Below are 23,492 nucleotides of genomic sequence, written 5' to 3'. Positions count from 1 at the left end.
GAGTGTGGTCAGCGACGGATGCCGGTGGCGAACGGCAGGGTGTTCACAAAGGCGCGGTGGTGCTCGCGGTCGCACCACTCCAGCTTGAGATACGACTTGCCGGCCGAGGCCCGGATCGTCCGCTTGTCGCGGGCGAGGGACTCGGGCGAACGCGAGGACACGGTGATGTACCCGACCAGATTCACTCCGGCCGCGCCGCTCGCGAGATCTTCACCTCGCTGGTCGAGACGGCCGTGGGCGGCGATGTCGCGCGGGTCGACGGTGCGGTTCATCTTGGCCTGGCGGCTGGCTTCCGCCTCGTCGTTCGTCTTCTCGGTGAGCATCCGCTCGATGGCGATCTCGGTGGGTTCGAGGTCCATGCAGACCGCGACCGTACGGATCACATCGGGCGTGTGGACGAGGAGCGGGGCCAGGAAGTTGACGCCGACGGGTGTCATCGGCCATTCCTTCACCCAGGCCGTGGAGTGGCACCAGGGCGCGCGGGTGGCCGACTCACGGGTCTTGGCCTGGAGGAACGTCGGCTCGACCGCGTCCAGTTCGGCCGGCCAGGCGTTGCGCTTCGTCATGGCCTGGATGTGGTCGATGGGGTGGTCGGGGTCGTACATGGAGTGCACGAGGGAGGCGAGCCGGCTCTGGCCGAGCGGCTGGCGCACCCGGATGTCCGCCTCGGCGAGGCGGGCGCAGATGTCGGTGAGTTCGCGCGCCATGACGACGGCGAGGCCCGCGTCCCGGTCGAGCTTGCGGCCGGCCTGGGGGCGGGCGGCGCGGGCCATGGCGTTGGCCTCGGCGGCCAGCTCGCGGGTGAAGTGCATGCAGGCGACGAGGTAGGCGCGGTGCTGCTCGCTGGAGGTGGAGACCATGGACTGGAGCTGGTCGTACGACTCCTTCAGCCAGCCCGGGGACGTCCTGTCGCCGCGCTGGGCGACATCCTTGGCGTGGGCGTCCGGGTCGGCGGGAAGGGTGCGGGCCAGCATCTGGATGCGGGTCACGAATCCGTCGCCGTTGGCGACGTGCTTCAGCAGCGTGCCGAACCGGTCGACGAGCGCTTCCTGGTCCTCGCTGTCGCGGAGGCCGACGCCGGGGCCCTCGATCTCGATCGCGGCGGTGACGGTCCGGCGGTCGGCGTGCAGGAGTACGGCGATCTCGTCCGGGCCGAACGGTGCGGCGAGCCAGTTGATCCGGCCGATGCCGGGGGGCGGCCCGATCTCGACCTCACGCCCGTCGGCGCCGACGCCGGCTTCCATGGCGGCGGAGCGGTAGGTCGTACCGCGGCGCAGGGTGCGCTTGTAGCTGCGGTTGATTTCAAACCATTTGTAAAAGGTGCGGTGCTTGTACGGGACGTACACGATCGCCAGGGCGAGGAGCGGGAAGCCCACGAGCAGCACGATCCGCGGGCCGAGGTAGGGGACGGCCAGTCCGCTCATCATGCCGAGGAACGCCCCGGCGATGATCAGTGCGATCTCGCCGGTCTCGCGGTTCTTGCCGACGATCGCGTTCGGCCGGGCGCGGCCGATGAGATACGTACGGCGGGGCGTGATCGTGTGGGACGGAGTCGTCAACGCCCTCCACCTCCCGTGCTGTTGTTACCTGAACTGCCTGATCCGCCGCCTCGGGGGGAGCGGCTGCCGTGCGGGGTGCCCGAGGTCGGGCCCGAGCCGCTGCGGGGCGGGGGTGCGGCGGGGGATCCGCCGCCGGTTCCGCCGCCGCTGCCGGAGTTGCGGGAGCTGTGCGCGGCGACACCGCCGCTGACCGGGTTGGCGGGCCGGCCGCCGCCGCTGCCGCTGTCGCCGGTGTTCTGGCCGCTGCGGCTGCTGTGGGTCTTGATGCCCTGGGAGACGAGAGCGGCGGGGGAGCTGATCATCGCGGCGGCCTGGGAGCCGTCGGTGGCCTGCTTGCGGTTGGTGCGGGCGCCCTGGATCTCGTCGCCGAAGCCGGGGACGAAGCGGTAGATCATCGCGGAGGCGAAGATCGCGAGCAGGATGATGGCGAGGCCGGAGACGACGGAGGAGAACGCGTTGGGCCCGCCGTCGGTGGAGAGGGCGCCAGCCAGTCCGAGGACGATGACGATGACCGGTTTCACCATGATCACCGCGATCATGATGCCTGCCCAGCGGCGGACGTGGCCCCACATGTTCTTGTCGACGAGGCCCGCGTAGACGACAACGCCGAGGAGGGCGCCGACGTAGAGCAGGGCTGCCCGGATGACGAGCTCCAGGTAGAGGACGCCCGCGGCGAGGGTGGACACCAGCGAGACGATGATCAGCATGATCGGCCCGCCGCCGATGTCTTTGCCGCCCTTGAGCGCTTCGGCGAACGATCCGAAGAAGAGGTCGGCCTTGTTTCCGGTGGCCGAGGCGATCACGTCACTGACGCCGTCGGTGGCGGATACGACCGTGTACAGGATGAGCGGGGTGAAGGCCGAGGCGATGACGGTCAGCCAGAGGAACCCGACGGCTTCGGAGATCGCGGTGGTGAGCGGGACACCACGAATGGCGCGCTTGGCGACGGCGAACAGCCACAGGACGAGCGTGAGGATGGCGGAGGCCGCGAACACGATCGCGTACTGCTGGAGGAAGGTCGGGTTGGTGAAGTCGACGTTCGCGGTGTTCTTCACGGCGTCGCTGAGCTTGTCGATGATCCAGGCGGCGGCGTCGGCGCAGCCGCGGGCGAGGGAGGAGAGGGGGTCCTGGGAGTTGTCGAGGGTGGAGGAGGTGCCGGATTTTCGGGTGCCTGCGTCGCCGTTTTCGCAGTAGTCCTTGGCGGGGCCGTGGATGAGGTCGCAAGCGTTGTTGCTCTTGCTTGGACTGGGGGACGGCGTCGGGGCAGCGGCAACTTTGGTGGCCAAGAGGATGGCGGATACCTGCACCGCTGCCAGCAGTGCCGCGACAGACGTCACGCGGCGACGCGGACTGTGACTATCGGGCATAGGTGAACCCTCCAAACCCATTGACCGCGCCAGCGATCTCATCAGCGCTGGACGCCCGTGTGTCGCGGCCCACGGGGGCGGGGCCGTCCTTCTGCGAGTGAGTGGCAGCCTTCCAATCGCCGTTGACCCACTCCAGTTCCATGGTGATGGTGAACCAACCGTCCGTTACGGGATTGGTTGAACCCTCACCAGCCAGGCCAATTAGTCCGGTGCACCAAACCTCCACGGTGGCATGGCCAGCAGAGCTTTTCGTGACCTTGGTGCCGATGGGAGTGGTGCGCGAGATGAAGGTGAAGCCCGCAGGGGTCGAGCCGTCGTCGTTGAGGCCCAGGTTCTTGAAAAGACCTGTGGAGTAGGCCTGATCGAGCGTGGTGCGGAATCCGTCTACGGCGGACGGGGCGATGACGGCATTCAGGATGCTGTCCCGTTTGGCCTTGTCGAACATCTCAGCCGAACCGAGCGCCACGGAGTAGTTCGCGGCAGCGCTCTGCGCCCCCTGATCGTCGTGGGCGAAGCCCGACGCGATGGCGCCGTTCTTCCCGTCAACCGGCTTCGTCCCCGTGGCCGCCGTGGACGACGAGTCCGGCTTGTTCCCCGCGCCCCCCGAACCGCCGCCGCTGCCGTTTTTGCCGCCTCCGCCCATGTTCGCGAAGGCGATGGCCGCGATCAGGAGGACGACCACGCCGACCACCGTGACGAGGGAGCGGGAGCTGCGGGCGGGGCGCCGGGGGGTGGTGTAGCCGTCGCCGCCCTCGCCGTCGGGGAGGCGGGTACGGGTCTGGCGCGTACCGCCGATGGTGCTGTATCCATCGTCCGTACGGCCCGAGCCGCTGCCGTAGCCGTTCTCGTCGCCGAGGCTCATGCCGCGTGCGCCCCCTCAACCGTTTCCTGAACCGGGTAGTACGACGGTAGCCGTGCGGGTTCCCGCTCGGGCGCGATGTGGTGACTCGACATCAGGGAGACGCAACCTCTGCCGGTGGGCACGACGGACGGATGGTGTGGGAGTGGGCGGGACTGCCCCTGGCGTGGGATGACAGCCGGTCAGACGGCCATCCCGTAGACGATGGTGAACAGGGTTCCCAGCGATCCGATGATGAACACACCGGTCAGACCGGCAACGATCAGCCCCTTGCCCTGCTCCGCGCTGAACGTGTCGCGCAGTGCCGTGGCGCCGATGCGCTGCTTCGCCGCGCCCCAGACCGCGATGCCGAGGCAGAGCAGGATGGCAATGGCCATCACGACCTCGATCATTACGCGGGCCTCGTTGCCCAAGGTCCCGAACGGCCCCCAGTTCGGGGCGATTCCGCCGATGATGGTGGTGATGTCGCCCTTTTCAGCTGCCAGGATCATGTAAGTCACCGCCCCTGTTGGGTAGTTCATTGCCCCTGCCACACGACATGGGTCGCTCTCTATCTTCGCTGATGAAACTGCTCTCGCACGACGCCTTGACGGCTCTCTTTACCCGGATCTCGCACGTTTGACCGGTCCGACCGTCCTGACCTGCGGTTCGAATCGGTGTATGACCGAATATGTATGGTTACTCTGTGTATCACGGGGGGTGACCCCGGGCAATGACTGCCATCCCGCCACCCTGGCCGAGACTTTCGCGTAGGGCCTGGCCAGCGCAGGGCCCGGTCAGCGCAGGGCCTGGTGATACCAAGGGGTAATCAGAGCAGGGGGTGGCGTGGGACGGGCGGCCGGGGCGGCGTCGTCCAGGTCGGTGGCGGCCGGAAATCGCACCAGGTGCCGTCGAAGGGAAACGTTCCGGCCTCGGCGAGCCGTGCGACCGATGCGCCCTCGCTCCGGATGGCTGACGCTTCGTCGGCCGTCCAGTAGGCCGGGTCACCGGTCTTCTCGGCGAAGGACTTCTCGTCCTTCCACCGCCAGCTCCGGTCCGGCGCCACATTGATGTCGAGTTCGTGGTCGGTGATGTCGATGTCGTCGCCGTGATGGACCCGGCGCTCCAGATTTACGTACCAGCCACGGAACTTCTGTCTGCGGCCGAAGAGCCAGAGCACCGAGTGCGCTGCGCCGGTCGGCTGGTAGAAGAGCGCGCTGCCCATCGGCCACCGGCCGGCGACCACGGGGTACCCGCCGGCCGGGCGCTCGTGCGGGGCGATGTCCCGCAGGTGCGTGCCGCGCGGAAGCTTCGTACGCCACATCGGCGTGCCGGTCTCCATCCACACCAGCTGGCCCGCCTCGGTGCGTTCGACGAGGCGTACGGGCACCGAGGCGCTGAGGTGTCCGCCGATGAAGAAGTTCCAGCGGAGTATCCGGCCCGGGTCGTCGTTCATGCCGTTGATCATGCCCGCGTTGGAGCGGGCGGACACACCGAGCGCCGCGCCGTGCGTACGAATCAAAGTGGCCGATATTGGGGTGATCTGATGAATCGTCGCCGACCCGCGGCCGCCGATGTCCGTCAGTGCGCCCCGTTGCTCTCGATGAGCTTGACGAGCGCCTTCGCCGCACCGGCGATACCGACGATGCCCTGCCCACCGCGGGACCCCCAGCCCGGCGTGGTGTTGTACGTCCGGTCCTGGAGTGTCAGGGAGACGGTCTGTCCGCCCGTGACCCACATGCGCTTGGCGGTGACTTCCCCGACGGGCGCGGAGTCGGTCACGTCTCCGTTCGTCCCTACGAGCGTGAGTGTTCCGTCCGCGCTGACGACCACCGAGCAATCCGGGACAGACCTGCGTGCCGGGCCCCTGCGCCCACGGGTACCAGCCGGGTGAATGAAATCCGATGGCGCGGCTGCCGGGGTCGATGCGCAGCGCCCAGTCCCATACGTCCTGCAGATACGGCACCAGCGCCAGCACGGCCAGGGAGAGGGCGGCCAGATGAATGCCGTCCAGCCACCACGGCCGGGCGGGATCGTCGGCGGCGGGCCGGGCGTGCGCGTGGACCCCGCCGCGCAACAGGGCGGCGACCTCGCGGGGTGGCGGCCAGTCGCGTCCGGGGTGCGCCTCGGCAAGGCAGGCCAGCAGTTCGTTCCCGTACTGGTCGCGGTAGGCCTTGGGATACGCGGCAAGCAGCAGACGGTTCATGCCTGGGCCGCCTTGAAGGTCCTGAGCCGTCCGGTGACGACGGCCGCCGCCTGCTGCATGCGCAGCGCCTCCTGAACGACGCGTTTGCCCACTACGGTCGGATCTTGCCGCCTTGCTCAACCGCTTGGCGGCGGTCGCAGTCCACACCCTCGGTCAGGCCAGGCCCGACAGCCCGTAGTAGTCGGCCTTGCCCCGCGGGATCACGGTGAACCCGGCCGGGACGGCGTGCGCGGTGAGCCAGTCCTGACCGCACCCACAATGGCCGGCGTGGTAACCGGCCCATTTCCTCTCCAGTGGCTGTTCCTCGCCTACGCCACCAGCCGGGGACGGGCCCTGATCGACCGGCGCCTCTACCTCCGCGAACGTCAGCCGTTGTTAGCCGGCGAAGACCGCTCTGCGCAGCGGGCCGATCGCGCCGCAGGTGCGGAAGAAGCCGCGAGCCGTGCCGCGCAGCGCCCTGCTCCTGGCCGTGGCCAGGGCGAGGTAGCGCAACGCGGTGTCGACGGACGCGAATCCGTCCACCAGCATCCGGCTCTCGTACTCGCGCACCGCGACGGGCAGAGGGAGTTCGCCGCTGTGCACCCGGACCAAGGCGTCGCGCAGCAGGTGCGCGTCGTGTAGCGCGGCGTTGCCGCCGAGCCCGCCGACCGGCGGCATGAAGTGAATGGCGTCGCCGAGCAGTGTGACATTTGTGGTGTCCCAGTGCTTTGGCTTCCGCGCGGCGGCGAAGTCGAACCGCTGCACGGTGGCGGCGGGTGTGTCCGTGATCACCCTGCGCAGGTCGGGATGCCAGTCGGCCGTCCGGCTGGCAACGGCCGAGCGCAGGTCCGGGCCGGAGCCGGAATTCAGCGTGGCGCACAGCGCGTCCCGGTGCGACACGTGCGCCCACATCAGATAGTCCTCGTCCACCGGTTCGGTCTCGGTCTCGCGGCAGCGGAACACCGCGGTGAACAGGAAATCCCGCTTCGGCAGGACCATGTTCTTGCCGCTGAGCAGTTCCGGCGGCAGCCAGGCCAGGTTCGCCTCGGTGAGCGGAAGCTTGCCGCCGATGCCGACACCGGGCGCGTCGGTGGTGCGCGCGTCCGGCAGGAACTGTCGGCGCACCCGGGACCGGCTGCCGTCTGCGCCGACCAGCAGATCGCCCGTTGCCGTGCTGCCGTCCGCGAACGACGCGACAACCCGACCGTCCGGCAGTTGTTCGTAGCCGACGAATTCCTTGTCGAACTCGACGATGTCATCCAGGCCGTGCAGTAGCAGGCGGCGCAGGGTGATCCGGCTGACCGCGTGCGTTGCCTCCGCCGGATCGGGCGCGGGCACGTCGTCCTCGCGCATCAACTCGTGCAAGCGCTCGGTGAACACGCCCATGCCGCGACCGGGATCGCCGGACGTGGCGGTCAGTGTGTGCCACAGATCCTCGGGCAGGCAGGCGTGCAGCGCTCTGCTGCCGACGGGTTCGATGTTCAGGCGATAGCCCTGCAACCGGGCGTCGGGCGTGGTGTCGCGTTCGTACACAGCGACGTCGATGCCCGCGCGACGCAATCCTTGGCCGAGGCAGAGCCCCCCGATGCCGCCGCCGATCACGATGATCCTGGTCATGTCGAAGATCCTCTGCTGAGCAGCGTGTCCAGTTGGGAGAGAACGGCTGCGGCGTGATCTGGGCCGAGGCTGGCGCCCTTGACCAAAGCGATCACCAGCTTTGCCGCGATGACCGGGTCGACGTCGTCCGGCCAGGCGTGCTCGGCGGCGCCGTCGGTGAAGACCGAGGTGAGCGAGACCTGCCAGCCGCGCTCGTTGGCCGCGATGGCCTCGGCGAGTTCCGGGTCGCGCAACGCGGCCAGGTCGATCTCGCGCAGTACCACGTGCAGGTCGGGATGCTCGGCGATCATCCGGCCGAGCGTGGCCAAGTGTGCGTGCAGCTTCTCCCGTGACGTACCCATCGTGGGTGTCGCGTTCCAGAACTGCCGGGTCGCGTGGTCGACGACCGCGCTGACCAGATCCCGTTTGGTGGGGAAGTGGTGGTGGATCGTGGAGTGGTCGATGCCGACCGCGTTCGCCACCTCGCGCAGCCGCAGCCCGCCGAGGCCCTTGGCCGCGATCTGCTCGTATGCCGCGATCACCAGCGCTGCCTTGCGCTCCGCCCCGCGGGGACGCTCGTCGGCCACCGTCGCCTCCTCTCCACCAACCACTTGGTGGATTTGACCCGACACAGAGTCACGATGTCAACCGGCCGCGCACATACGCGCGTTGAGCAGCGCACGGGCGGCGTCGACGTTGGAGTTGCCCTGACCCTCAGGGCGGCGGCACAAGTGCCCTCACTGCCCCAGCTGCGGGGGAGCCGGCTTCAGTAGCCACGGCACGATGTGGCCGAAGTCCCCGGCGCACGGCCGGGACCTCATTGAGCGGCTATCTCCGCGTGACGCCGTTGCCGGCCTGTCCGTAAGGCCGTCAGGAGCTGGTCACGGGGCCGACGGGTTGCACGGTCAGCCCCGCCCCGCCTACTCCTCTCCGCCGTCGTTGACATCGTCGAGGTTCAGGCGTCGATCTGGAACGCGGCGGCCACGGGCTCAGTTGGGTCATGAACATCGCAAGCTGCATGGCCGTTGCTCCATTGGCTCCGTAGGTACGGGAGTCCGTCGATCAGATCCAGCCCGATCTGATCATCCCCACCGGCAAGCGCAAGGGACAGAACCCCTCCGTCGCCAGCGTCTACCGGGCGCTCGCCGAGTGCGCCGAGCGCGAGGCATACTCCAAAGCCGTCGAGCAGGCACACACCGACTTCGTCGGGCTCCAGGCCGACGAGATCCTCAGCCCTCGCATGGCGACGGCTGAGCCCGCTCGCTGACGCGGTACTGCGTCAGCGGCTACCGCTAATTCCCGTTCCAATACTCCCGAGGGCCCGTACAGGGTGCCGACGGCGATCCTGAGCCGTCCATCGGTGGCGCGCTCGGTGGCCTTGATGATCCCGTACCCGTGCAACGGCCCGTCCATAAGTGCGGCGAGGATGAAGTACTGCGGCTCGGTCAGGGTCGGTTGGCGTTTCTCCATGGCCGGAAGCATGTATCGGCACGCGAAGTATGCGGCTCGGAGGGCGCCGGGCCGTCATCCACGGCTTCTCGGAGCTCGGAGCTCGGGTCTCGCGGGTCGAGCGCCGGGAGTGGCTGGTTCACTCGTTCGTGGGTACGGGGGACGGGCTGCGGCCCGAAGCTCGAGTTTCGGGATTCGGGTGCCGGGAGTCGAGCTCCGGGAGTCGAGCGCTTTCATTAACCGGTGGGGAAAACAGGGTGGGTGGGAAAACCTCCCCGCCCTACCTACCCCGTCACGGCCAGCAAGTGTGACTATTTGTGACCGACTTGCGGCGTGCTGTCGCGACTGCTTACGTTGCCCCAACGAAACGACCCCGACGCGGTGTTAGCGCACCGGGCCGGGGTCTCACCTCAAGATCGAAAAAGGCGATCCTGTGGCTACCGAGAACCTTAGCCCTGCCCTGCGTACGCCCGCATCCTCGCGCCCGTACGCGAAAGCCAAGCCCGGTTACGGGAAAAGATGCGCACCGGACCAGCGCCTGCCCCGTAGCGACGACTTCGCGTTGCTGCCGGAGCGGGAGCGGTATATCGCCGGGTACGTGGACCGTCTGCCCGACGGCGCGGCCATGGACATCAAGTCGCTGGCCAAGAACCTTCCCCTGTACGGGCAGATGGCCGTCGCCAGTGCGCTGAAGGCGTTGGGAGTGGCCGGTCACCTCCGCCACGTCCGGTGCCTGGCGGGCGAAGGCGACCAAGTCCGCTGGGTCACACGTACCTTCTGGTCTCGCACCGCCCACGACAACGAGTGGTGGGACGCCTTCCTCACCGTCGAGGACAGCGGCTCCGCACCGGATTCGGTTGCCATCGCGTCGTCGCCCGAGGCGGAGACCCCGGCCCCGTCCCTGGCCCCGTCCCCGGTCCCGCGCGAAACGGCCTCCGCCCTCGCCGTACCGCAGCAGCGAACCCCGGAATCAGTGCAGGAGCAGCGCTCACCCGCGTATCTTGCCCTGGCCCAACTCGGCCGCGACGAGCCGCGCCTGGCTCTCTCCGCCGCCGACTGCGCCGTGCTCGAAGAGCTGGCCGGTGCATGGCTCGCACGTGGCGTGAACACCGACTACCTCACCCACGCCCTCACCTCCGGCCTCCCCGACCGGGTCGACTCACCCGTCGGATTCGTCAGGCGCCGGCTCCTCGACAAGATCCCGCCCAGCCTGCCCGCCGCCCCGGCCACGTCCGCACCCGGCACCCCCGTCCGCCGCCTTATGGTGGAATGCACCGAATGCGGCGCACCCGGCCGACCCGAAGCGCTCCCCGACGGCCTCTGCCTGCCCTGCCGCACACCGGCCCCGGATGCCGCCTCGGACACCGCCCTGGGCACGGCCCTTGGCGAACCGCCCGCCGGGCGCGACATCCGCGCACTCGTCGGCAACCTCCGCGACCTGCTCAGGGCGGACTGACGGTCCCTGATCCGGAGGCGGGATGGTCGGCCCAGGGGCACCCCCCTGTGTTTGAACGTGACGGTCGACCCTTGATGTGTCACGTTTTCGCGAGGGGGTGGGGCTGTCAGCCCTGGGGAAGGCCCACCTTGACGGCGCGTACGAGAGCTGCCCAGGCGGTGGGGGTGGTGCGGAGTATCGCTCCGGTCGGGTCGCCGCTCTCGGTCAGTTCTATTGCTCCGGTCCGGGCCGCGGCTACGTGCACGCAGGCTTCGCCCTGCGCGCAGTAGGACGACCTCTGCCAGGTGTGTGCGGACATGGTGGTTCCCTTCACAGCCTCTGGGCGAGCTTGTGGATGAGTTCTCGTGACCGTTCGATGTCCAGGGCTGCGTCGTCGAGTCGTTCGAGCAGCAGGCGGTACTGGGCCAACTGGGCCTCCGCGTCGATGAACACGGGCCCGTGCGACTGGTCGAGCTGCGCCGTATCGAGTGCGGGAACCGGTCCGCGTACGTAGTACACGGACTGCCCCGAGCCCGGATAGCAGGTGGCATCGAAGGGGATCACGCGGATGGTCGTGTGGGGCAGCTCGCTCATTTCGAGCAGGTTTTGGAGCTGTCCCCGGGCGATGGTCGGACCGCCGAACATCATGCGTAGAGCAGCCTCGTGAATGACGGCCCTATAGGGGGCGGGGTTCGTACGGTAGAGCACTTCCTGCCGTTTGATGCGGTAGGAGACGCGGTGCTCGATCTCCGGTGGAGGCAGCTCGGGAACGGCCTGCCGGTAGATCTCCCGGGCGTGATCCACGGTCTGGAGCAGGCCGGGGATGTGGATGCTGTGCGCCGCGTGCAGGCCGGTGCCATGGTGCTCGATCTCGGCCAGGTCGAGCAGCTTCGATGGCAGGATCTCCCGGTACTCCTCCCACCAGCCGCGCTTGCGGTCACTTGTCATGGCGACCAGCGCGTCGATCAGCGATTTGTCGGTGCAGGAGTACGTGTGGGCCGCGACCCGTACGCGGTCGGCGCTCACACCGAAGCGCGCCACCTCTATGTTGCTGAGCTGCCCCGAGCTCGTACCCAGGAGGTCGGCTGCCTGAGTGGTGGTCATCCCGGCACGTTCCCGCAGCTTGCGCAGCTCGGCACCGAGCCGTGCACGACGTGCGGTAGAGGGTGCCCTGACTGCCATGTCGAACTCTCCCCTGAAAACCGCTGAGTTGGACTGTCACTCACACGAGTGGTTCAGCTCAAGGATTCCGGTCAATCGCTGCAAGTAATCCTTGCAGCAGTCTAATCTCTGACTCAGGCCACCCGCCCGGAAGTACCCCGCTCGACGGAGCGGCCTCGTCACCGGGCAACCCGAAGCGCATCTTCCAACCTCCCTCCGTGAACGGAGACTTCCATGGTCAGTGCCACGGTATCGCCGCCCTGGACGTACACCCTCCAACTTCCGCAGGATCCCCGCGCACCCGGCGTGGCCCGTACGACGCTTCGCACCATCCTGCGCGTGCACGGCATGCGTGAACTCACCGAGATCGCCGAGCTGTTGGCGAGCGAACTGGTCACCAACGCGTACCTGCACTCCTCGGGCGCGTACTCCCTGCGCCTGCGCGATGCCGGACGCAGCCGGGTCCGGCTGAGCGTCTGGGACACCAATCCGCACATCCCCGCCCCGTTCCGGTGGAGTGCCGAGGCCCCGGCGGAGCTGGCGGAGCGGGGGCGTGGGCTGTACCTCGTCACCCTCTACGCGGAGAGCTGGGGCGCGTACCCCATGCGCGGAGGGCTGCCGGGGCAGGGCGGGAAGCTGCTCTGGGTGGAGTGCGCGGCAAAGGGGGAGGGATAGGTCGGCCGGGACCGGGTGGCCGGGTGTACGTGATCTGGGCCCGGCGATAGACCGCTGCTTCAGCGATCGACCACCCAGCACGTGTCCGCAGAGCCAAGATCCCGTGCCGACGATGTGCTCGACCATCCTGAATGCCTCGCCGAGCGGCGCGGTGCCCTCGTCCGCATGCCTATGGGAGAGAACACGACGATCTCGTGGTTCCCGCTGCCCGCGGGTACTCAGTTGCTCGCGATGCCGAGCGCCGTACGGATCTCGCTTGTCAGCCGCGTGTCCAGGCCGGACACGGTCATCCGGTTCTTGACCAGAGCGAAGGAGAACCGATGCGCTGGGTCGGCGAAGGCCGTGCTGCCGCCCGACCCGCTGTGGCCGAAGCCGCCCGCCGGGCGCACCGGCTTCGCTCCGCTGTCCCCGATCACGAAGCCGCCGCCCATCGTGCAGGTGGTGCCCATTATCCTGTCCACCCCGCTCGCCCACCCCGTGGTCGCCTCCTTCAAGGTCGCCGCCGACAGCAGCCGTACACCCTCCAGCTCACCGCCGCAGGCCAGCACCGCGTACAGACGGGCGGCCCCGCGCGCGGTCATGATCCCGTTGGCCGGCAGTGCCGTACGCCGGAAATCGTCGCGGTTGCCCAACTCCGCCACCGGCAGTACGGCGTGGGGAACGCAGTCGAAGAACGGCGCCCCGGGTGGCATCCGCTCCAGCCGAGCCGCCCAGCCGCCGTCGTAACAGGTGGCCACCCGCGACGCCAGGTGCTCAGGGACGTGGAAGAGCAGCTCGTCACCGATCCCGAGCGGACCGGCCAGCTCTTCGCGCAGCAACTGGTCGCAGGTCCGGCCGGTAGCGCGGCGCAGGATCTCGGCCAGCAGCACCCCGTAGGTCCAGGCGTGGTAACCGAACGCGCTACCGGGTTCCCACCGCGGCCGCTGCCCGGCGATCCAGTCGGCCATGGTCGGCAGGTCGAACAGCCGCTCCGGGGTCACGTCCGCCGGCAGCCGGGGCAACCCGGCCATATGACCGAGCACCTGCCCCAGGGTGATCCGCTCCTTCCCCGCCGTGCCGAACCGCGGCCAGTACCGCGCCACCGGCGCGTCGTACGCCAGCACCCCCTGGTCCACCAGTACCGCGACCAGGGCCGCTGCCACGCCCTTGCCGGTCGACCAGGCCGGCACCAAGGTGTCCGGCCCCATCGGCCGCCCCTCGGCGACGTCGGCCGCTCCCGCCCACGCGTCGACCACCAACTCGCCGTCGCACCAGGCTGCCACCTGCACCCCGGCCTCCACGCCCGATCCCGTCAGCTCCGCCAGGACTTCCTCGACGCGCCGCTGCGCCGGGTTGTCCAGCACCGTGCTGGTGTGCACAGGCTCTCCCCCCTCCGACCCGGGGGACCGCGATCACGGTCGCCCGCCGACTTCAACGCGGTTCCGACCAGAACCGTTCCGGCGGTCGCCGGCTTCGCGCTGGGAGCCGCGGTCAGCCCCGTCATGGTCCTGCCTTCGCGATCCGCCCCGCGTAGTCCGTAGTCCGCAGACCGAATCGGCTGGCATCAACAGCTTGGCGGGACCGCATCGCATCAGCGATCACAAATCGAACGACGGGTACTCCGTCCCACCGGGTGCAGGCCACGCCGTAGACGGTGTCGGGGTGCGCGGCAGCTGGTCTTCCTGCCGACCGACGGATCCTGGCTGAACTGGATCGAGGCCGAGTTCGGGGCTCTGCGCTACTTCGCCCTCGACCATCGCAGCCACGCCGAGCAGAACGCGGCCCTCGCCGCCTACGTCCGCCGGCGCAATGCCCGCGCCGAACCGAAGACGACCTCCGCGCCCGACTCACCGATCCGTTCACGGACCGAGTACCCGACCAAGGCTGCAGGACGAGCCACTGGCTCTGCCTGGAACAGGGAGCGTGCGCCCGCTTGTGAGTGGCTGCCTCGGGAGCTGTCGTCACTCTTTCAGGGGCTACATCCCTCATATGGGGATTTCTACCTTGGTAGCGGCACATCGCATCGGCCTATGTCCAGGAGGAACCATGCCGACCATGCGTACCGGCTTCACTGCCATCGCAGCAGCCACATTGCTTGTGGGCGCTACTACCGCGGTAGCTGCGCAGAGCGACGTCAGCACGGCTTCGCCCGCATCATCAGCGGCCACAGGAATCGAGCATCTGCAGACCCAAGTCGACCTGCCGGCCGGCGCCTGGACCAACACTCCCCTGGAGGTCACCCTCCCGAGGTCCGGCACCTACGAACTCGACGCAGACGTCCGCGGGCGTCTCGCAGGCAATCCCCCGATCAACACGTACATCACCGCACGGCTGTGGAACGTCACGTCCGGCACCGCCGTGCCGACGAGCGAGCGACTCGTCTACCAGATCATCGACGGCAACGCGGGTGATGCCCAGGCGGGCGGCAACCAGACCGCGCCGATCAGCGAGCTGATCAGAGTGAAGAAGCCGACGACGATCCGACTGCAGGCCCAGCGGATCGACGCCGTCGGGACGGCAACCGTCGGTCAGGTCTTCTCCGACGTCCACGGCTACACCTCCCTCCGCTACGAGCGGGTCGGCTCCTGACGGAGTCGTTCCTTACAGAGAAGTGCGCGGTCCCTGCTCCGGACAGTCCGGGGCGGGGACCGTGCACTTTTTCAGGTCCTGGAGACAGTCTGATGACCACCGGGCAGCAGGTTGATTACCCGGCCAACGATGCGAGCCGAGCCACTGGAAGCAGACGGCATGGGGGTGGCCACCCAGTCGGCTGGATCCGTGCCGAGGGAGTCGGCGCCGCCCGGTGGCAGCTCGTTCGGGTGAACCGCGCGGCCTGGTAAGCCGGTTGGCCAATGCCGTAAGGCCGTGAACGGCGCATGGGCACGGCGTGTCGCTCGCCCGGAATTTGGCACAGTGCCGCTCCACGATCAAGGACGGAACGGGGTGACCGGAGTGGCAGTGGTGGGACAGCCGGGGGGCCGGCAGCGGCTGAGTGATCTGGTGGGGGAGGGCGGCGGTGACGGGGACGTACTGAAGCACAGCGACGGGGCCTGGCTACGGGCCGCCAGCGGCGCGGAAGGGATGCGCACGCACCTCACCCCGGTGAAGTCGGAACTGGAGGCCGCGCACGAGGGCCTGCTCGCGGGGACCGCCGGCCTGACCGCGCTGGCGGAGCTGGGAGCCGTAAGGGAGTCGTGGGAGCGGCGGTTCGAGGCCGCGCGGGGGGAGTGTGGGGCCCTGGCCGGGAAGCTGCGGGCTGTCGTCCGGGACCAGGGCGAGACGGACGAGACCGTGAAGGCGTCGTTCGCACAGGTGGCGGGTAGGGCGCGATGACTCTCACCTGGGCGCAGTTACGGGACCTGAAGTGCGGCGAACTGGAAGGCGCGGCCGACGGCTGGGGAAAGGCGAGCAACCGTGCCGACGCGGGCCGGGACCGGATCGAGACGCAACTGCTGAACGGCTTGCGCGGTACGCAGCGGGGCGCGGCGGCGAGTGCGGCGGTGAGGCGGCTGCAGCAGATGAGCCGCAACTTGCAGTACCTCTACACGGAGTGCGGTCTGCTCCGTACGACGTTGAACAGCCTGGCCCACGAACTGCGCGTCCAGCAACGGGCGTTGCGGGAGGCGTTGGAAGACGCGGAGTCACTGAGGTTCACCGTGCACGGGGACGGTTCGGTGACGTACCCGGCGGCGGGCGAGGGCCTGATCGACGGCAAGCCGCTGCCGGGCGGGACGGCGTCGGTGGGGGCGATGCCGGGCCTCCTGCCGCCCTCGGGCCTGGTCGCGCCCAACCCGAACGTGGCAAAGGCGCAGGACATCGCGGACCGGGTCGCCAAGGCGGTGCGGACGGCGGCCGAGATCGACTGGCGGTACGCCCGGACCCTGCGCAAGTTGAAGGCCGAGGAGGGCCTGAAGGTCCCCGACGCCACATGGGCCGACGCGGCGGGCGACGCGGCCGCGGTACGGGAGGCGGCCCGCGGCTACCTGAAAGACGACATCCCCCGCGACGCGTCCCCGGCCGAGCGGAAGGCATGGTGGGCCGGCCTGACGGACGAACAGCGCGAGGAGTACCTCGCGGTGTACCCGGACCAGATCGGCAACTTGGACGGCATTCCGGCCCTGGTGAGGGACGCGGCGAACCGGGACAACCTGCAGCTGCTGATGGGGAAGCTGGAGGGGCGGGACGACGCGAAGTCGGAGACGCAGCTGGCGGGGTTGCGGGAGATCGACCGGCAGTTGCGGGGTGCCCCTGAGCCCGGGGCACCGCCTATGTACTTGTTAGGGATCAGCGATGAGGGTCTCGGGCGGGCAATCGTCTCGTTCGGAGACCCTGACTCTTCGCGCAACGTGTCGGCATACGTTCCAGGGCTTGGCACGTCGCTGGACGAGAGTTTCGCGCGTAACGATATCGAGCGAGCTCGAAGTACAGCCATTGGGGCGAGAGGGATGGATCCCTCAAGTGCGTCGATCGTATGGCTCGGCTACGATCCGCCTCAGCTTCCTGCAGAAAATATCCAAGAGAACTTGGCTGTGATGAGTGATCGAGATGCCCGAATCGGGGCGCCGGCTTACAACCAATTCATGGATGGCCTGAGCGTCACGAATGGCAACTCTGATCCTCACATGACGGCGATTGGGCACTCCTATGGTTCTTTGACCGTAGGTGTCGCTGCTCAGAGCGCGGGTGGCATTCCGGGTGTGGATGACATCGTTTTGCTGGGTAGTCCTGGGACGGGGGCTGAGACCGCCGAGGACCTGAACGTGGGGAAGGGGCACGTGTACGTGGGCGCTGCGGAAAATGATCCCGTCACGAAGCTGCCGAACCATATCGAGGCGCTGGTGGCGGTTGAGGGATTCAAAACAGGGTTCAGTGGCCAGAGTCGTCCGGAGACCGGCGTGGCCGCTGGGGTGGTTGGCGCTGGCATGGGATATCTGCTCGGAGATGCGGGCACCCGCGAGAGTCAGATCTACTACGGGACTGATCCCGCCCATGCAGAATTCGGTGCCCAGCGCTTCAGGGTTGACGACGGGCCACGCCCTCTCATCGATGGTGGCCCCGTGGATGCGCACTCCAACTATTTCAATCCTGAAAAAGATGAAAAATCGGCTCGCAATGTTGCCAAAGTTGTTTCTGGGCATGGGGGAAGAATTTCGACCCAGGAGTATCGATGAAGTGGCTCCGGTGCGTTTTGGCGGTGGTTCTGATTACCGGAGTTCTCGGCTGTGGAGTTGATCGGCATGCGAATGGAAGGAGTGCAGTGAGTAGAGAGAGTCTGCAGGCTGCCGCAGAGAAGGCGGACGCAATCGTCTTCAGTACGCTTTCAGCGGTTCAGCCGACGTTGGAGTGGGTGCACGACGCGTCGTCGGAGAGCGGGTGTGATTCGTATACTATCGACGGTCGCGAGACTGGGGCGGTAACACGTCGTGCTGCGGTGATGACCATTGTTTCGGAGGGCAGGCGGGGGAGCTTGCTCGGCGTTGTCGAGCGATCGTGGAAGAAGAGTGGATACGCCATTACCAGCGTGGATCGCGACAGAACCATGCCCGCGATCTATGCGCGAAGTCCTGAGGGATTTCAAATGAGCCTGTCCGTAGGGTACAAGGGGCGATTTCATGTCAGCGTGACCACTCCCTGCTTCATCATGTCGGAGGTTGGTCCCCCGCAGACCCAGGCCAACGGTCAGCCGTTCGATGGGGAGCTCGTGCCCGCCCCCAACGTCCACTCCGACTTCTGGTCCGCCGGAGCGGTCTGACGCCCCGTTGCTGTCCCCAATGACCCGTAACGGGATGGTCGGTGGGGGGAACGGGAGGCTGGGGCAGGCGCCCGGACATTGAGTCTTGCATTGGGCCCTGGGGCCCATGCCGCGCCCGGTGTTGGTGTGGTCGCATACAGAGACCGGTTGAACTGTCACAGCGCCCACTCACCAAGCTGGGAGACCCGTCGTGTCTGGCATACGAGAATTAGCGATTCCAGGTGGCGCTGACATGAGTGCCGCCGAGGCCCGTTCGGGCAGGCGGTCGTTGTCGCGTCCTCTGCAGGCGGTGCTGATTCTCGTCCGGCTGCTCTTCGTCGTCACCGTCGTCGGTGTGCTCGACGCGCTCGTCGTGGCCTCGTCCGTCGACGGGGTGGACGGACGGCTGTTGGGCATGCTGCTGTACGCGGCGCTGCCGGGTGTCACCGGGTTCGTGCTGTCGCTGTACGTACGGACCGGCGGCGTCTGGATCTGGCGCGGGCTCCTTGCCGTACACGCCTGGCTCACCGTCGGCGCCCTGGCGACGCTGGGCGAGGGCACCGGCGGGCAGGGGGTGGCGCAGCTGGTGATGCCGGTCGCCGTCGTCGTGCTGCTGTTCCGGTCCGGCTCCCGTGAATGGTTCCGGCTCAGCCCGGAACAGCGCGTCGAGCACCGGCCGTTCAGCATCGCGCGGATGATCAGGTGGCGTCGGGACGCCGGTCAGACGGCGATGGAGTACCTGGGCATGATCCTCGTGGTCGTGGCCCTCATCGGCGGGCTCGTGGCGACGGGGATCGGCGGGCAGCTGACTGGGGAGATCCGGAACGCCATCTGCCAATTGACCGGTAGTGCCTGCCCGGCACCCGACGTCGAGGTGGTCGCCGGTAAGGGCGCGGATGCCGGTGGTGGCGCCGGCTCCGAGGGCTCCACCGTGACCGGCGGCACGGGCTCCGGCGGATCGGAGACGTCCGGCGGCGGTACGGACTCGGGCGGCTCGACGGCTTCCGGAGGATCCGACGCTTCCGGAGGCTCCACCACATCCGGAGGGTCCGACGCGTCCGGTGGTTCCGGAGCATCCGGCGGCACCGGCTCCGGCTCCGGCTCCGGTTCCGGCGGCTCCGGCGGAACAGACTCCTCCGGCGGCACCGGCTCCTCCGGCGGATCCGGCGGCGCAGACACCTCCGGCGGATCCGGCGGCTCGACCGGCGGTGATTCTTCTACACAGGTCGACGCGGGTAGACAAGAGCCGGATCCGAGCTCCTCCCGCCCCTCGGACGGCGACTTCATCTCCGGCGTCATCGGTGACGACGGCCTGTGGGGCGACGTCAGCGGCGCCGTCGACACCGTCATCCACCCCGTGGACAGCGCCAAGGGCATCGTCGACCAGTACTCCCAGGCCGCACACGGTGCCGGTGACAAGTGGAGCAAGGGCGACCACGTGGGCGCCGCCTGGGACATGACCAAGGCGTCCGGCGGGGGCGGTGGCGCGGTCGCCGGACTGCCCGGCTCCGGTTCGCGCGTCGAGGCGGCGGTACGGGACAAGGAACGCGAGTACCTCAACGACCGCATCCCGCGCAATGCCACCGCGGCCCAACGCAAGGACTGGTGGAACGGGCTGACGCAGCAGCAGCGCGATCAGTACCTCGACCTGTCCCCGGACCAGATCGGCAGTCTGGACGGTATCCCGGTGGCGGACAGGGACGCGGCCAACCGGAAGAACCTCCCGGACCTGATCTCGAAGCTGGAGGGGAAGACCGACTCCAAGTCGAAGGAACAGCTGGCGGGGTTGCGGGAGATCGACCGGCAGCTGAAGGAGGGGAGCCAGCCGCCGATGTACCTGATCGGCATCAGCGACGAGGGCAACGGCCGGGCCATCGTCTCCTACGGGAACCCCGACACCTCCAAGAACGTGTCGGCGTACGTGCCGGGGCTGAATACCTCCCTGGACGAGGAGTTCGCGAAGAACGACCTCAAGCGGGCCCGTGACACGGCGATCGGCGCCCAGGGGTACGACTCGTCCACCGCGTCGATCGTCTGGCTCGGATACGACGCACCGCAGACACCGGACGGGCTGCACAGCCTGGCCGTCGCGGGCACCGGCCGGGCGGAGAAGGGCGGCGTGGCCTACAGCGACTTCATGGGCGGTATCGCGGCCACCAACCAGAACGCGGACCCGCACATCACGGCCATCGGGCACTCCTACGGTTCACGTACCGTGGGCGCCGCGACGCAGCGCGACGGCGGTATTCCGGGGGTGGACGACATCATCCTGGTCGGCAGTCCGGGGGTGGGGGTGGACCGCGCCGTGGACCTCGGTGTCGGCAGCGGACATGTCTTCGTCGGTGCCGCGGCCAACGACCCGGTGACCAAGCTCCCGTCCAAGACACAGGCCGCCGTGGGCGTGATAGGGATGATTCTGGGAGGTCCCGCCGGCGCGTACCTCGCCGGAGACCTGGCCGACCCGGGCGACGACGACCTCTGGTTCGGCAAGGACCCGGCGAGCAAGGCCTTCGGAGCCAAGCGGTTCCCGGTGGCCCCCGGCCAGCCCCTGATCAGCACGAGTGGTGTGAGCTTCGACGCGCACTCCAACTACTTCGATCCGGTACGAGACGCTATGTCGGCGGACAGCATCGCTCTGATCGTGTCGGGACACTCCGACAGCCTCAAGATGGAGGAACAGCGATGAAGCGAAGGTTCCAGATCGTTGCGGTGGCCCTGGCTTTCGGCTTCGCACTGGCCGGCTGCGGCAACGACACCGGACAATCGAACGGCAGTGAGAGCGCCGGGAGCACCAAGAGCACCAAGAGCACCAAGGAGCGCGGTATGAACATGCAGGAGGCCGCCGAACGGTCCGACGGCATGCTCGACGCCGTACTGAAGGAGATCAACCCCGAGGTCCAGTGGGCGCACGGTCCGACCACGACGGGCAGCTGCGACGTGACGCGCAGGCGCACCGTGATGACCATCGTGTCGGCGGAGCGTCGGCAGAACTTCCTGGACCAGGTCGAGAAGTTCTGGCGCGAGAGCGACTACCGCATCAAGGCGAAGAACAACGACAAGGAGTTTCCGGCGGTCTACGCGCAGACGAAGGCCGGCTTCGGTATCAGCGTGAGCTTCCGCGGCAAGGGCCAGGCGTACTTCGAAGCGGACAGCCCCTGCGTGAAGGAGTCCAAGGTCGCCGCCCCCGCCTCCAAGCCGAACGGTCCGGCGTACGAGGGGGTCTACCCCCTCCCGCGTCCCAACGTCCACTCCGACTACTGGTCCACCGGGGCATCGTGAGGGACGGTCAGCGCACGGAACTCGCCGGTCGGCGCACAGAACTGGCCGGTCCGCGACCCCGGTGACCCCGTTGATTCGTACACACCCGCGAAAGCGCCCATGAACCCGGCCCCGATGGGGGATGGTTGAGGGGTGCGTAAATTCTGGGTGATCGGTGGCATCGGCGTCGGCATGGCCATGTGCTTCGTGGCTCTGCTCGTCGTCGGTACGTACTCCGCCGCTGCCGGACTCGTCAGTTCCGGCAGGAGCGGGGCCGTCGGGCTGGCGAAGGGGGCCGTGCCCGCGAAGTACCGGCCCCTGGTGGAGGAGTGGGGCAACCTCTGCCCCGCCATCAACCCGGCCCTCCTGGCCGCCCAGCTGTACCAGGAGAGCGGGTGGAACCCCCGCGCCGAGAGTCCCGCCGCGGCTCAGGGCATCGCGCAGTTCATCCCGGGCACCTGGGCCGGACACGGGATCGACGGGGACAAGGACGGGGACCGGGACGTATGGGACCCGGCCGACGCGATTCCGTCCGCCGCCTCGTACGACTGCGAACTGGCCGGGTACGTGAAGAAGGTGCCGGGGGATCAGACGGACAACATGCTGGCCGCGTACAACGCCGGTGCGTACCGGGTGATCCGGGCGGGCGGGGTGCCGGACATCGCGGAGACGCAGAACTACGTCACCATCATCCGGTCCCTGGAGAAGAGCTTCGCCCGGCCCGTCGGACGGGTGCAGCCCTCGCAGCAGGCGGCCGGGGCGATCTACTTCGCGCAGAAGAAGCTCGGTACGAAGTACCTGTGGGGCGGCAACGGCACGGCCGAGCAGGGCGGACGGTTCGACTGTTCGGGGCTGACCCAGGCCGCGTACCGCACCGTGGACATCGAACTGCCCCGGGTGGCGAACGACCAGTACAACGCCGGGCCGCACCCCTCGCGCGACGAACTGCTCCCCGGCGACCTGGTGTTCTTTTCGGACGATCTGAACGACTCGCGGGCCATCCACCACGTGGGGCTGTACGTCGGGGGCGGGTACATGATCAACGCGCCGTACACCGGGGCCGTGATCCGGTTCGACAAGATCGACACACCCGACTATTTCGGCGCGACACGGGTGACCAAGGACGGGGCCGCGGCTCTTCCGACCACCCGTCCAGCGGCATGACGCAGGGACGGCGGTGGCCGGAACTCTCCGTGAAGCCTGGGCCCTGAGCTGCGACGATGAGTCACTCTTCGATAACGTCATGGTGATCATTCGGTGGAGAGTGGAACGCATGCACGGAGCACGTCGTTCCCTGGGTGGACGGGATCGACCGGGACAGCGGTGCTCCGACCACGCGGCGCCGACCGGGGAAGCCCTCACGGGCGGAGCACCCACGCAGTAGGGATCCACGCAGTACAGATCCACGCAGTGATCGAACCGACACGGGGGTTCGTCAAAGCGGTGCACATGGGCGTGCCCCGCGGTAGCAGACAAGGCAAGGGGCCGCAGCAGATGGCTGGACTCGCACTGGATGGGTCGAACCCCGATGTCAGCCTGCTCTACGACATCAACGGGCTCGCGAAGTCCGCTCCCACCTGGTTCGACCGGGTCATGGAGTTCGTCGGTGAGTACGGAATCATGCTCGGCATGGTCCTGGTGGTCCTGTGGTGCTGGTGGAGCGTGCGCCGGCGCGGCACGGCCGACGATGCGGTGACGGCGGTCTCCGGGATCGTCTGGGCACCGCTCGCCGCCGGGATCGCGCTGCTCATCAACATCCCGATCCGTGGCTTCGTGGAGCGACCGCGCCCGTTCAGGGACCACCAGGGGCTGGACGTCCTGGTGGCGGGGAAGAACGACTTCTCCTTCGTGAGCGACCACGCCACGATGGCGATGGCCCTGGCCGTCGGGCTCTTCGTGGCCAACCGGAAGTTCGGCATCGCGGCGATCGCCCTCGCCCTGCTGGAAGGGTTCTGCCGGATCTACATGGGCGTCCATTACCCGACCGACGTCGTCGGCGGATTCGCGCTCGGCACCGCGGCCGCCCTGCTGCTCGCCCCGCTGGCGATGATGCTGCTGACCCCGTTGACGGCGGCCGTCTCCCGTTCGGACCGGCTCGGGTGGCTCGTACGGTCGCGTCGGCCGGCGCCGTCGGCAGCGTCCGACGGACGGACCGGAGCCGTCGGGATTCCGGAACCGCGGCCGGGCACGGGCGGCGGGGACGGCGAGAAGGACCTGGCCGCGTAGGAAGCGTTCGGGAGACGTGCGGGCAGGGAAGGC

Annotated in this window: 22 protein-coding genes and 1 pseudogene; 10 read left to right on the top strand and 13 right to left on the bottom strand. The window is 68.3% G+C overall.

The genetic code is table 11. The features are described from left to right. Positions 1–8: 8 nt before the first annotated feature. The 10 genes and pseudogenes from ACFVV1_RS21790 to ACFVV1_RS21745 all read right to left on the bottom strand — a co-directional run bounded on the left by ACFVV1_RS21790 (position 9) and on the right by ACFVV1_RS21745 (position 9,015). A complete protein-coding gene (locus ACFVV1_RS21790; RefSeq protein WP_389991519.1) occupies positions 9–1,559 on the bottom strand; it encodes an SCO6880 family protein in 1,551 nt (516 codons plus the stop codon). Continuing rightward, on the bottom strand, positions 1,556–2,926 hold the full coding sequence (locus tag ACFVV1_RS21785; RefSeq protein WP_389991517.1) for a hypothetical protein: 1,371 nt from the start codon (positions 2,924–2,926) through the stop codon (positions 1,556–1,558). Before ACFVV1_RS21785 ends, ACFVV1_RS21790 begins: the two co-directional genes overlap by 4 nt. After that, positions 2,916–3,788, bottom strand: a complete 873-nt coding sequence (locus ACFVV1_RS21780; protein WP_389991514.1) for a hypothetical protein — start codon at positions 3,786–3,788, stop codon at positions 2,916–2,918. Before ACFVV1_RS21780 ends, ACFVV1_RS21785 begins: the two co-directional genes overlap by 11 nt. A gap of 179 nt (positions 3,789–3,967) precedes the next feature. Continuing rightward, positions 3,968–4,276, bottom strand: a complete 309-nt coding sequence (locus ACFVV1_RS21775) for a hypothetical protein (RefSeq protein WP_018101695.1) — start codon at positions 4,274–4,276, stop codon at positions 3,968–3,970. Between the two features lie 317 nt (positions 4,277–4,593). After that, positions 4,594–5,232: a DUF402 domain-containing protein gene (locus ACFVV1_RS21770; protein WP_389991561.1), complete on the bottom strand. Its 639-nt coding sequence runs from the start codon at positions 5,230–5,232 to the stop codon at positions 4,594–4,596. A gap of 113 nt (positions 5,233–5,345) precedes the next feature. Continuing rightward, positions 5,346–5,546: a hypothetical protein gene (locus ACFVV1_RS21765; RefSeq protein WP_389991563.1), complete on the bottom strand. Its 201-nt coding sequence runs from the start codon at positions 5,544–5,546 to the stop codon at positions 5,346–5,348. A 79-nt stretch (positions 5,547–5,625) separates the two neighbouring features. After that, positions 5,626–5,970, bottom strand: a pseudogene (locus ACFVV1_RS21760) (hypothetical protein); the annotation flags it as partial. Between the two features lie 375 nt (positions 5,971–6,345). Next, positions 6,346–7,566: an FAD-dependent oxidoreductase gene (locus tag ACFVV1_RS21755; protein WP_389991511.1), complete on the bottom strand. Its 1,221-nt coding sequence runs from the start codon at positions 7,564–7,566 to the stop codon at positions 6,346–6,348. Next, the gene (locus ACFVV1_RS21750) at positions 7,563–8,132 is read right to left on the bottom strand and encodes a TetR/AcrR family transcriptional regulator (RefSeq protein ID WP_389991508.1); all 570 of its coding nucleotides are present in this window, start codon (positions 8,130–8,132) and stop codon (positions 7,563–7,565) included. Before ACFVV1_RS21750 ends, ACFVV1_RS21755 begins: the two co-directional genes overlap by 4 nt. Positions 8,133–8,676: 544 nt before the next feature. Beyond that, positions 8,677–9,015 carry a PadR family transcriptional regulator gene (locus ACFVV1_RS21745; protein ID WP_389991505.1) on the bottom strand — a complete coding sequence of 113 codons (339 nt, stop codon included), beginning with the start codon at positions 9,013–9,015 and terminating at the stop codon, positions 8,677–8,679. Positions 9,016–9,427: 412 nt separating this feature from the next. Here ACFVV1_RS21745 and ACFVV1_RS21740 point away from each other — a divergent pair, with 412 nt between their 5' ends. Further along, the gene (locus ACFVV1_RS21740; RefSeq protein ID WP_389991502.1) at positions 9,428–10,450 is read left to right on the top strand and encodes a MarR family transcriptional regulator; all 1,023 of its coding nucleotides are present in this window, start codon (positions 9,428–9,430) and stop codon (positions 10,448–10,450) included. A gap of 106 nt (positions 10,451–10,556) precedes the next feature. Here the strand turns inward: ACFVV1_RS21740 and ACFVV1_RS21735 are convergent, their stop codons facing one another. Together ACFVV1_RS21735 and ACFVV1_RS21730 are read right to left on the bottom strand one after the other, a co-directional pair. Next, on the bottom strand, positions 10,557–10,748 hold the full coding sequence (locus ACFVV1_RS21735) for a DUF397 domain-containing protein (protein WP_389991499.1): 192 nt from the start codon (positions 10,746–10,748) through the stop codon (positions 10,557–10,559). Between the two features lie 11 nt (positions 10,749–10,759). Then, entirely contained in the window at positions 10,760–11,611 is an 852-nt protein-coding gene (locus tag ACFVV1_RS21730; protein ID WP_389991497.1) for a Scr1 family TA system antitoxin-like transcriptional regulator, read from the bottom strand. A 213-nt stretch (positions 11,612–11,824) separates the two neighbouring features. Between ACFVV1_RS21730 and ACFVV1_RS21725 the strand changes: the two genes are divergently transcribed. Beyond that, entirely contained in the window at positions 11,825–12,265 is a 441-nt protein-coding gene (locus tag ACFVV1_RS21725; protein ID WP_389991494.1) for an ATP-binding protein, read from the top strand. A gap of 218 nt (positions 12,266–12,483) precedes the next feature. Here the strand turns inward: ACFVV1_RS21725 and ACFVV1_RS21720 are convergent, their stop codons facing one another. Beyond that, positions 12,484–13,623 carry a serine hydrolase domain-containing protein gene (locus ACFVV1_RS21720; RefSeq protein WP_389991492.1) on the bottom strand — a complete coding sequence of 380 codons (1,140 nt, stop codon included), beginning with the start codon at positions 13,621–13,623 and terminating at the stop codon, positions 12,484–12,486. Between the two features lie 667 nt (positions 13,624–14,290). On the opposite strand from ACFVV1_RS21720, the gene ACFVV1_RS21715 reads away from it, so the two are divergent. The 8 genes from ACFVV1_RS21715 to ACFVV1_RS21680 all read left to right on the top strand — a co-directional run bounded on the left by ACFVV1_RS21715 (position 14,291) and on the right by ACFVV1_RS21680 (position 23,459). Further along, complete coding sequence (locus ACFVV1_RS21715; protein WP_389991489.1) at positions 14,291–14,833, top strand: hypothetical protein; 543 nt, start codon at positions 14,291–14,293, stop codon at positions 14,831–14,833. A gap of 354 nt (positions 14,834–15,187) precedes the next feature. Then, the gene (locus ACFVV1_RS21710) at positions 15,188–15,577 is read left to right on the top strand and encodes a hypothetical protein (protein ID WP_389991486.1); all 390 of its coding nucleotides are present in this window, start codon (positions 15,188–15,190) and stop codon (positions 15,575–15,577) included. Beyond that, positions 15,574–17,415: an alpha/beta hydrolase gene (locus ACFVV1_RS21705; protein ID WP_389991484.1), complete on the top strand. Its 1,842-nt coding sequence runs from the start codon at positions 15,574–15,576 to the stop codon at positions 17,413–17,415. The genes ACFVV1_RS21710 and ACFVV1_RS21705 overlap by 4 nt, the downstream gene beginning before the upstream one ends. Before the next feature lie 449 nt (positions 17,416–17,864). Continuing rightward, a complete protein-coding gene (locus tag ACFVV1_RS21700; protein ID WP_389991481.1) occupies positions 17,865–17,996 on the top strand; it encodes a hypothetical protein in 132 nt (43 codons plus the stop codon). Positions 17,997–18,228: 232 nt separating this feature from the next. Next, on the top strand, positions 18,229–20,661 hold the full coding sequence (locus ACFVV1_RS21695; protein ID WP_389991479.1) for an alpha/beta hydrolase: 2,433 nt from the start codon (positions 18,229–18,231) through the stop codon (positions 20,659–20,661). Further along, positions 20,658–21,254, top strand: a complete 597-nt coding sequence (locus ACFVV1_RS21690) for a hypothetical protein (RefSeq protein ID WP_389991476.1) — start codon at positions 20,658–20,660, stop codon at positions 21,252–21,254. The genes ACFVV1_RS21695 and ACFVV1_RS21690 overlap by 4 nt, the downstream gene beginning before the upstream one ends. 132 nt (positions 21,255–21,386) lie before the next feature. Next, a complete protein-coding gene (locus ACFVV1_RS21685) occupies positions 21,387–22,397 on the top strand; it encodes an NlpC/P60 family protein (protein ID WP_389991473.1) in 1,011 nt (336 codons plus the stop codon). A 330-nt stretch (positions 22,398–22,727) separates the two neighbouring features. Continuing rightward, complete coding sequence (locus tag ACFVV1_RS21680; RefSeq protein WP_389991470.1) at positions 22,728–23,459, top strand: phosphatase PAP2 family protein; 732 nt, start codon at positions 22,728–22,730, stop codon at positions 23,457–23,459. Positions 23,460–23,492: the final 33 nt, after the last annotated feature.

Source organism: Streptomyces sp. NPDC058092 (genome assembly GCF_042884935.1).
In the GTDB taxonomy this organism is placed as follows: Bacteria; Actinomycetota; Actinomycetes; order Streptomycetales; family Streptomycetaceae; genus Streptomyces.
The sequence above is the reverse complement of the archived record's forward strand: the minus strand, read 5'-3'. Positions and strand labels throughout refer to the sequence as shown.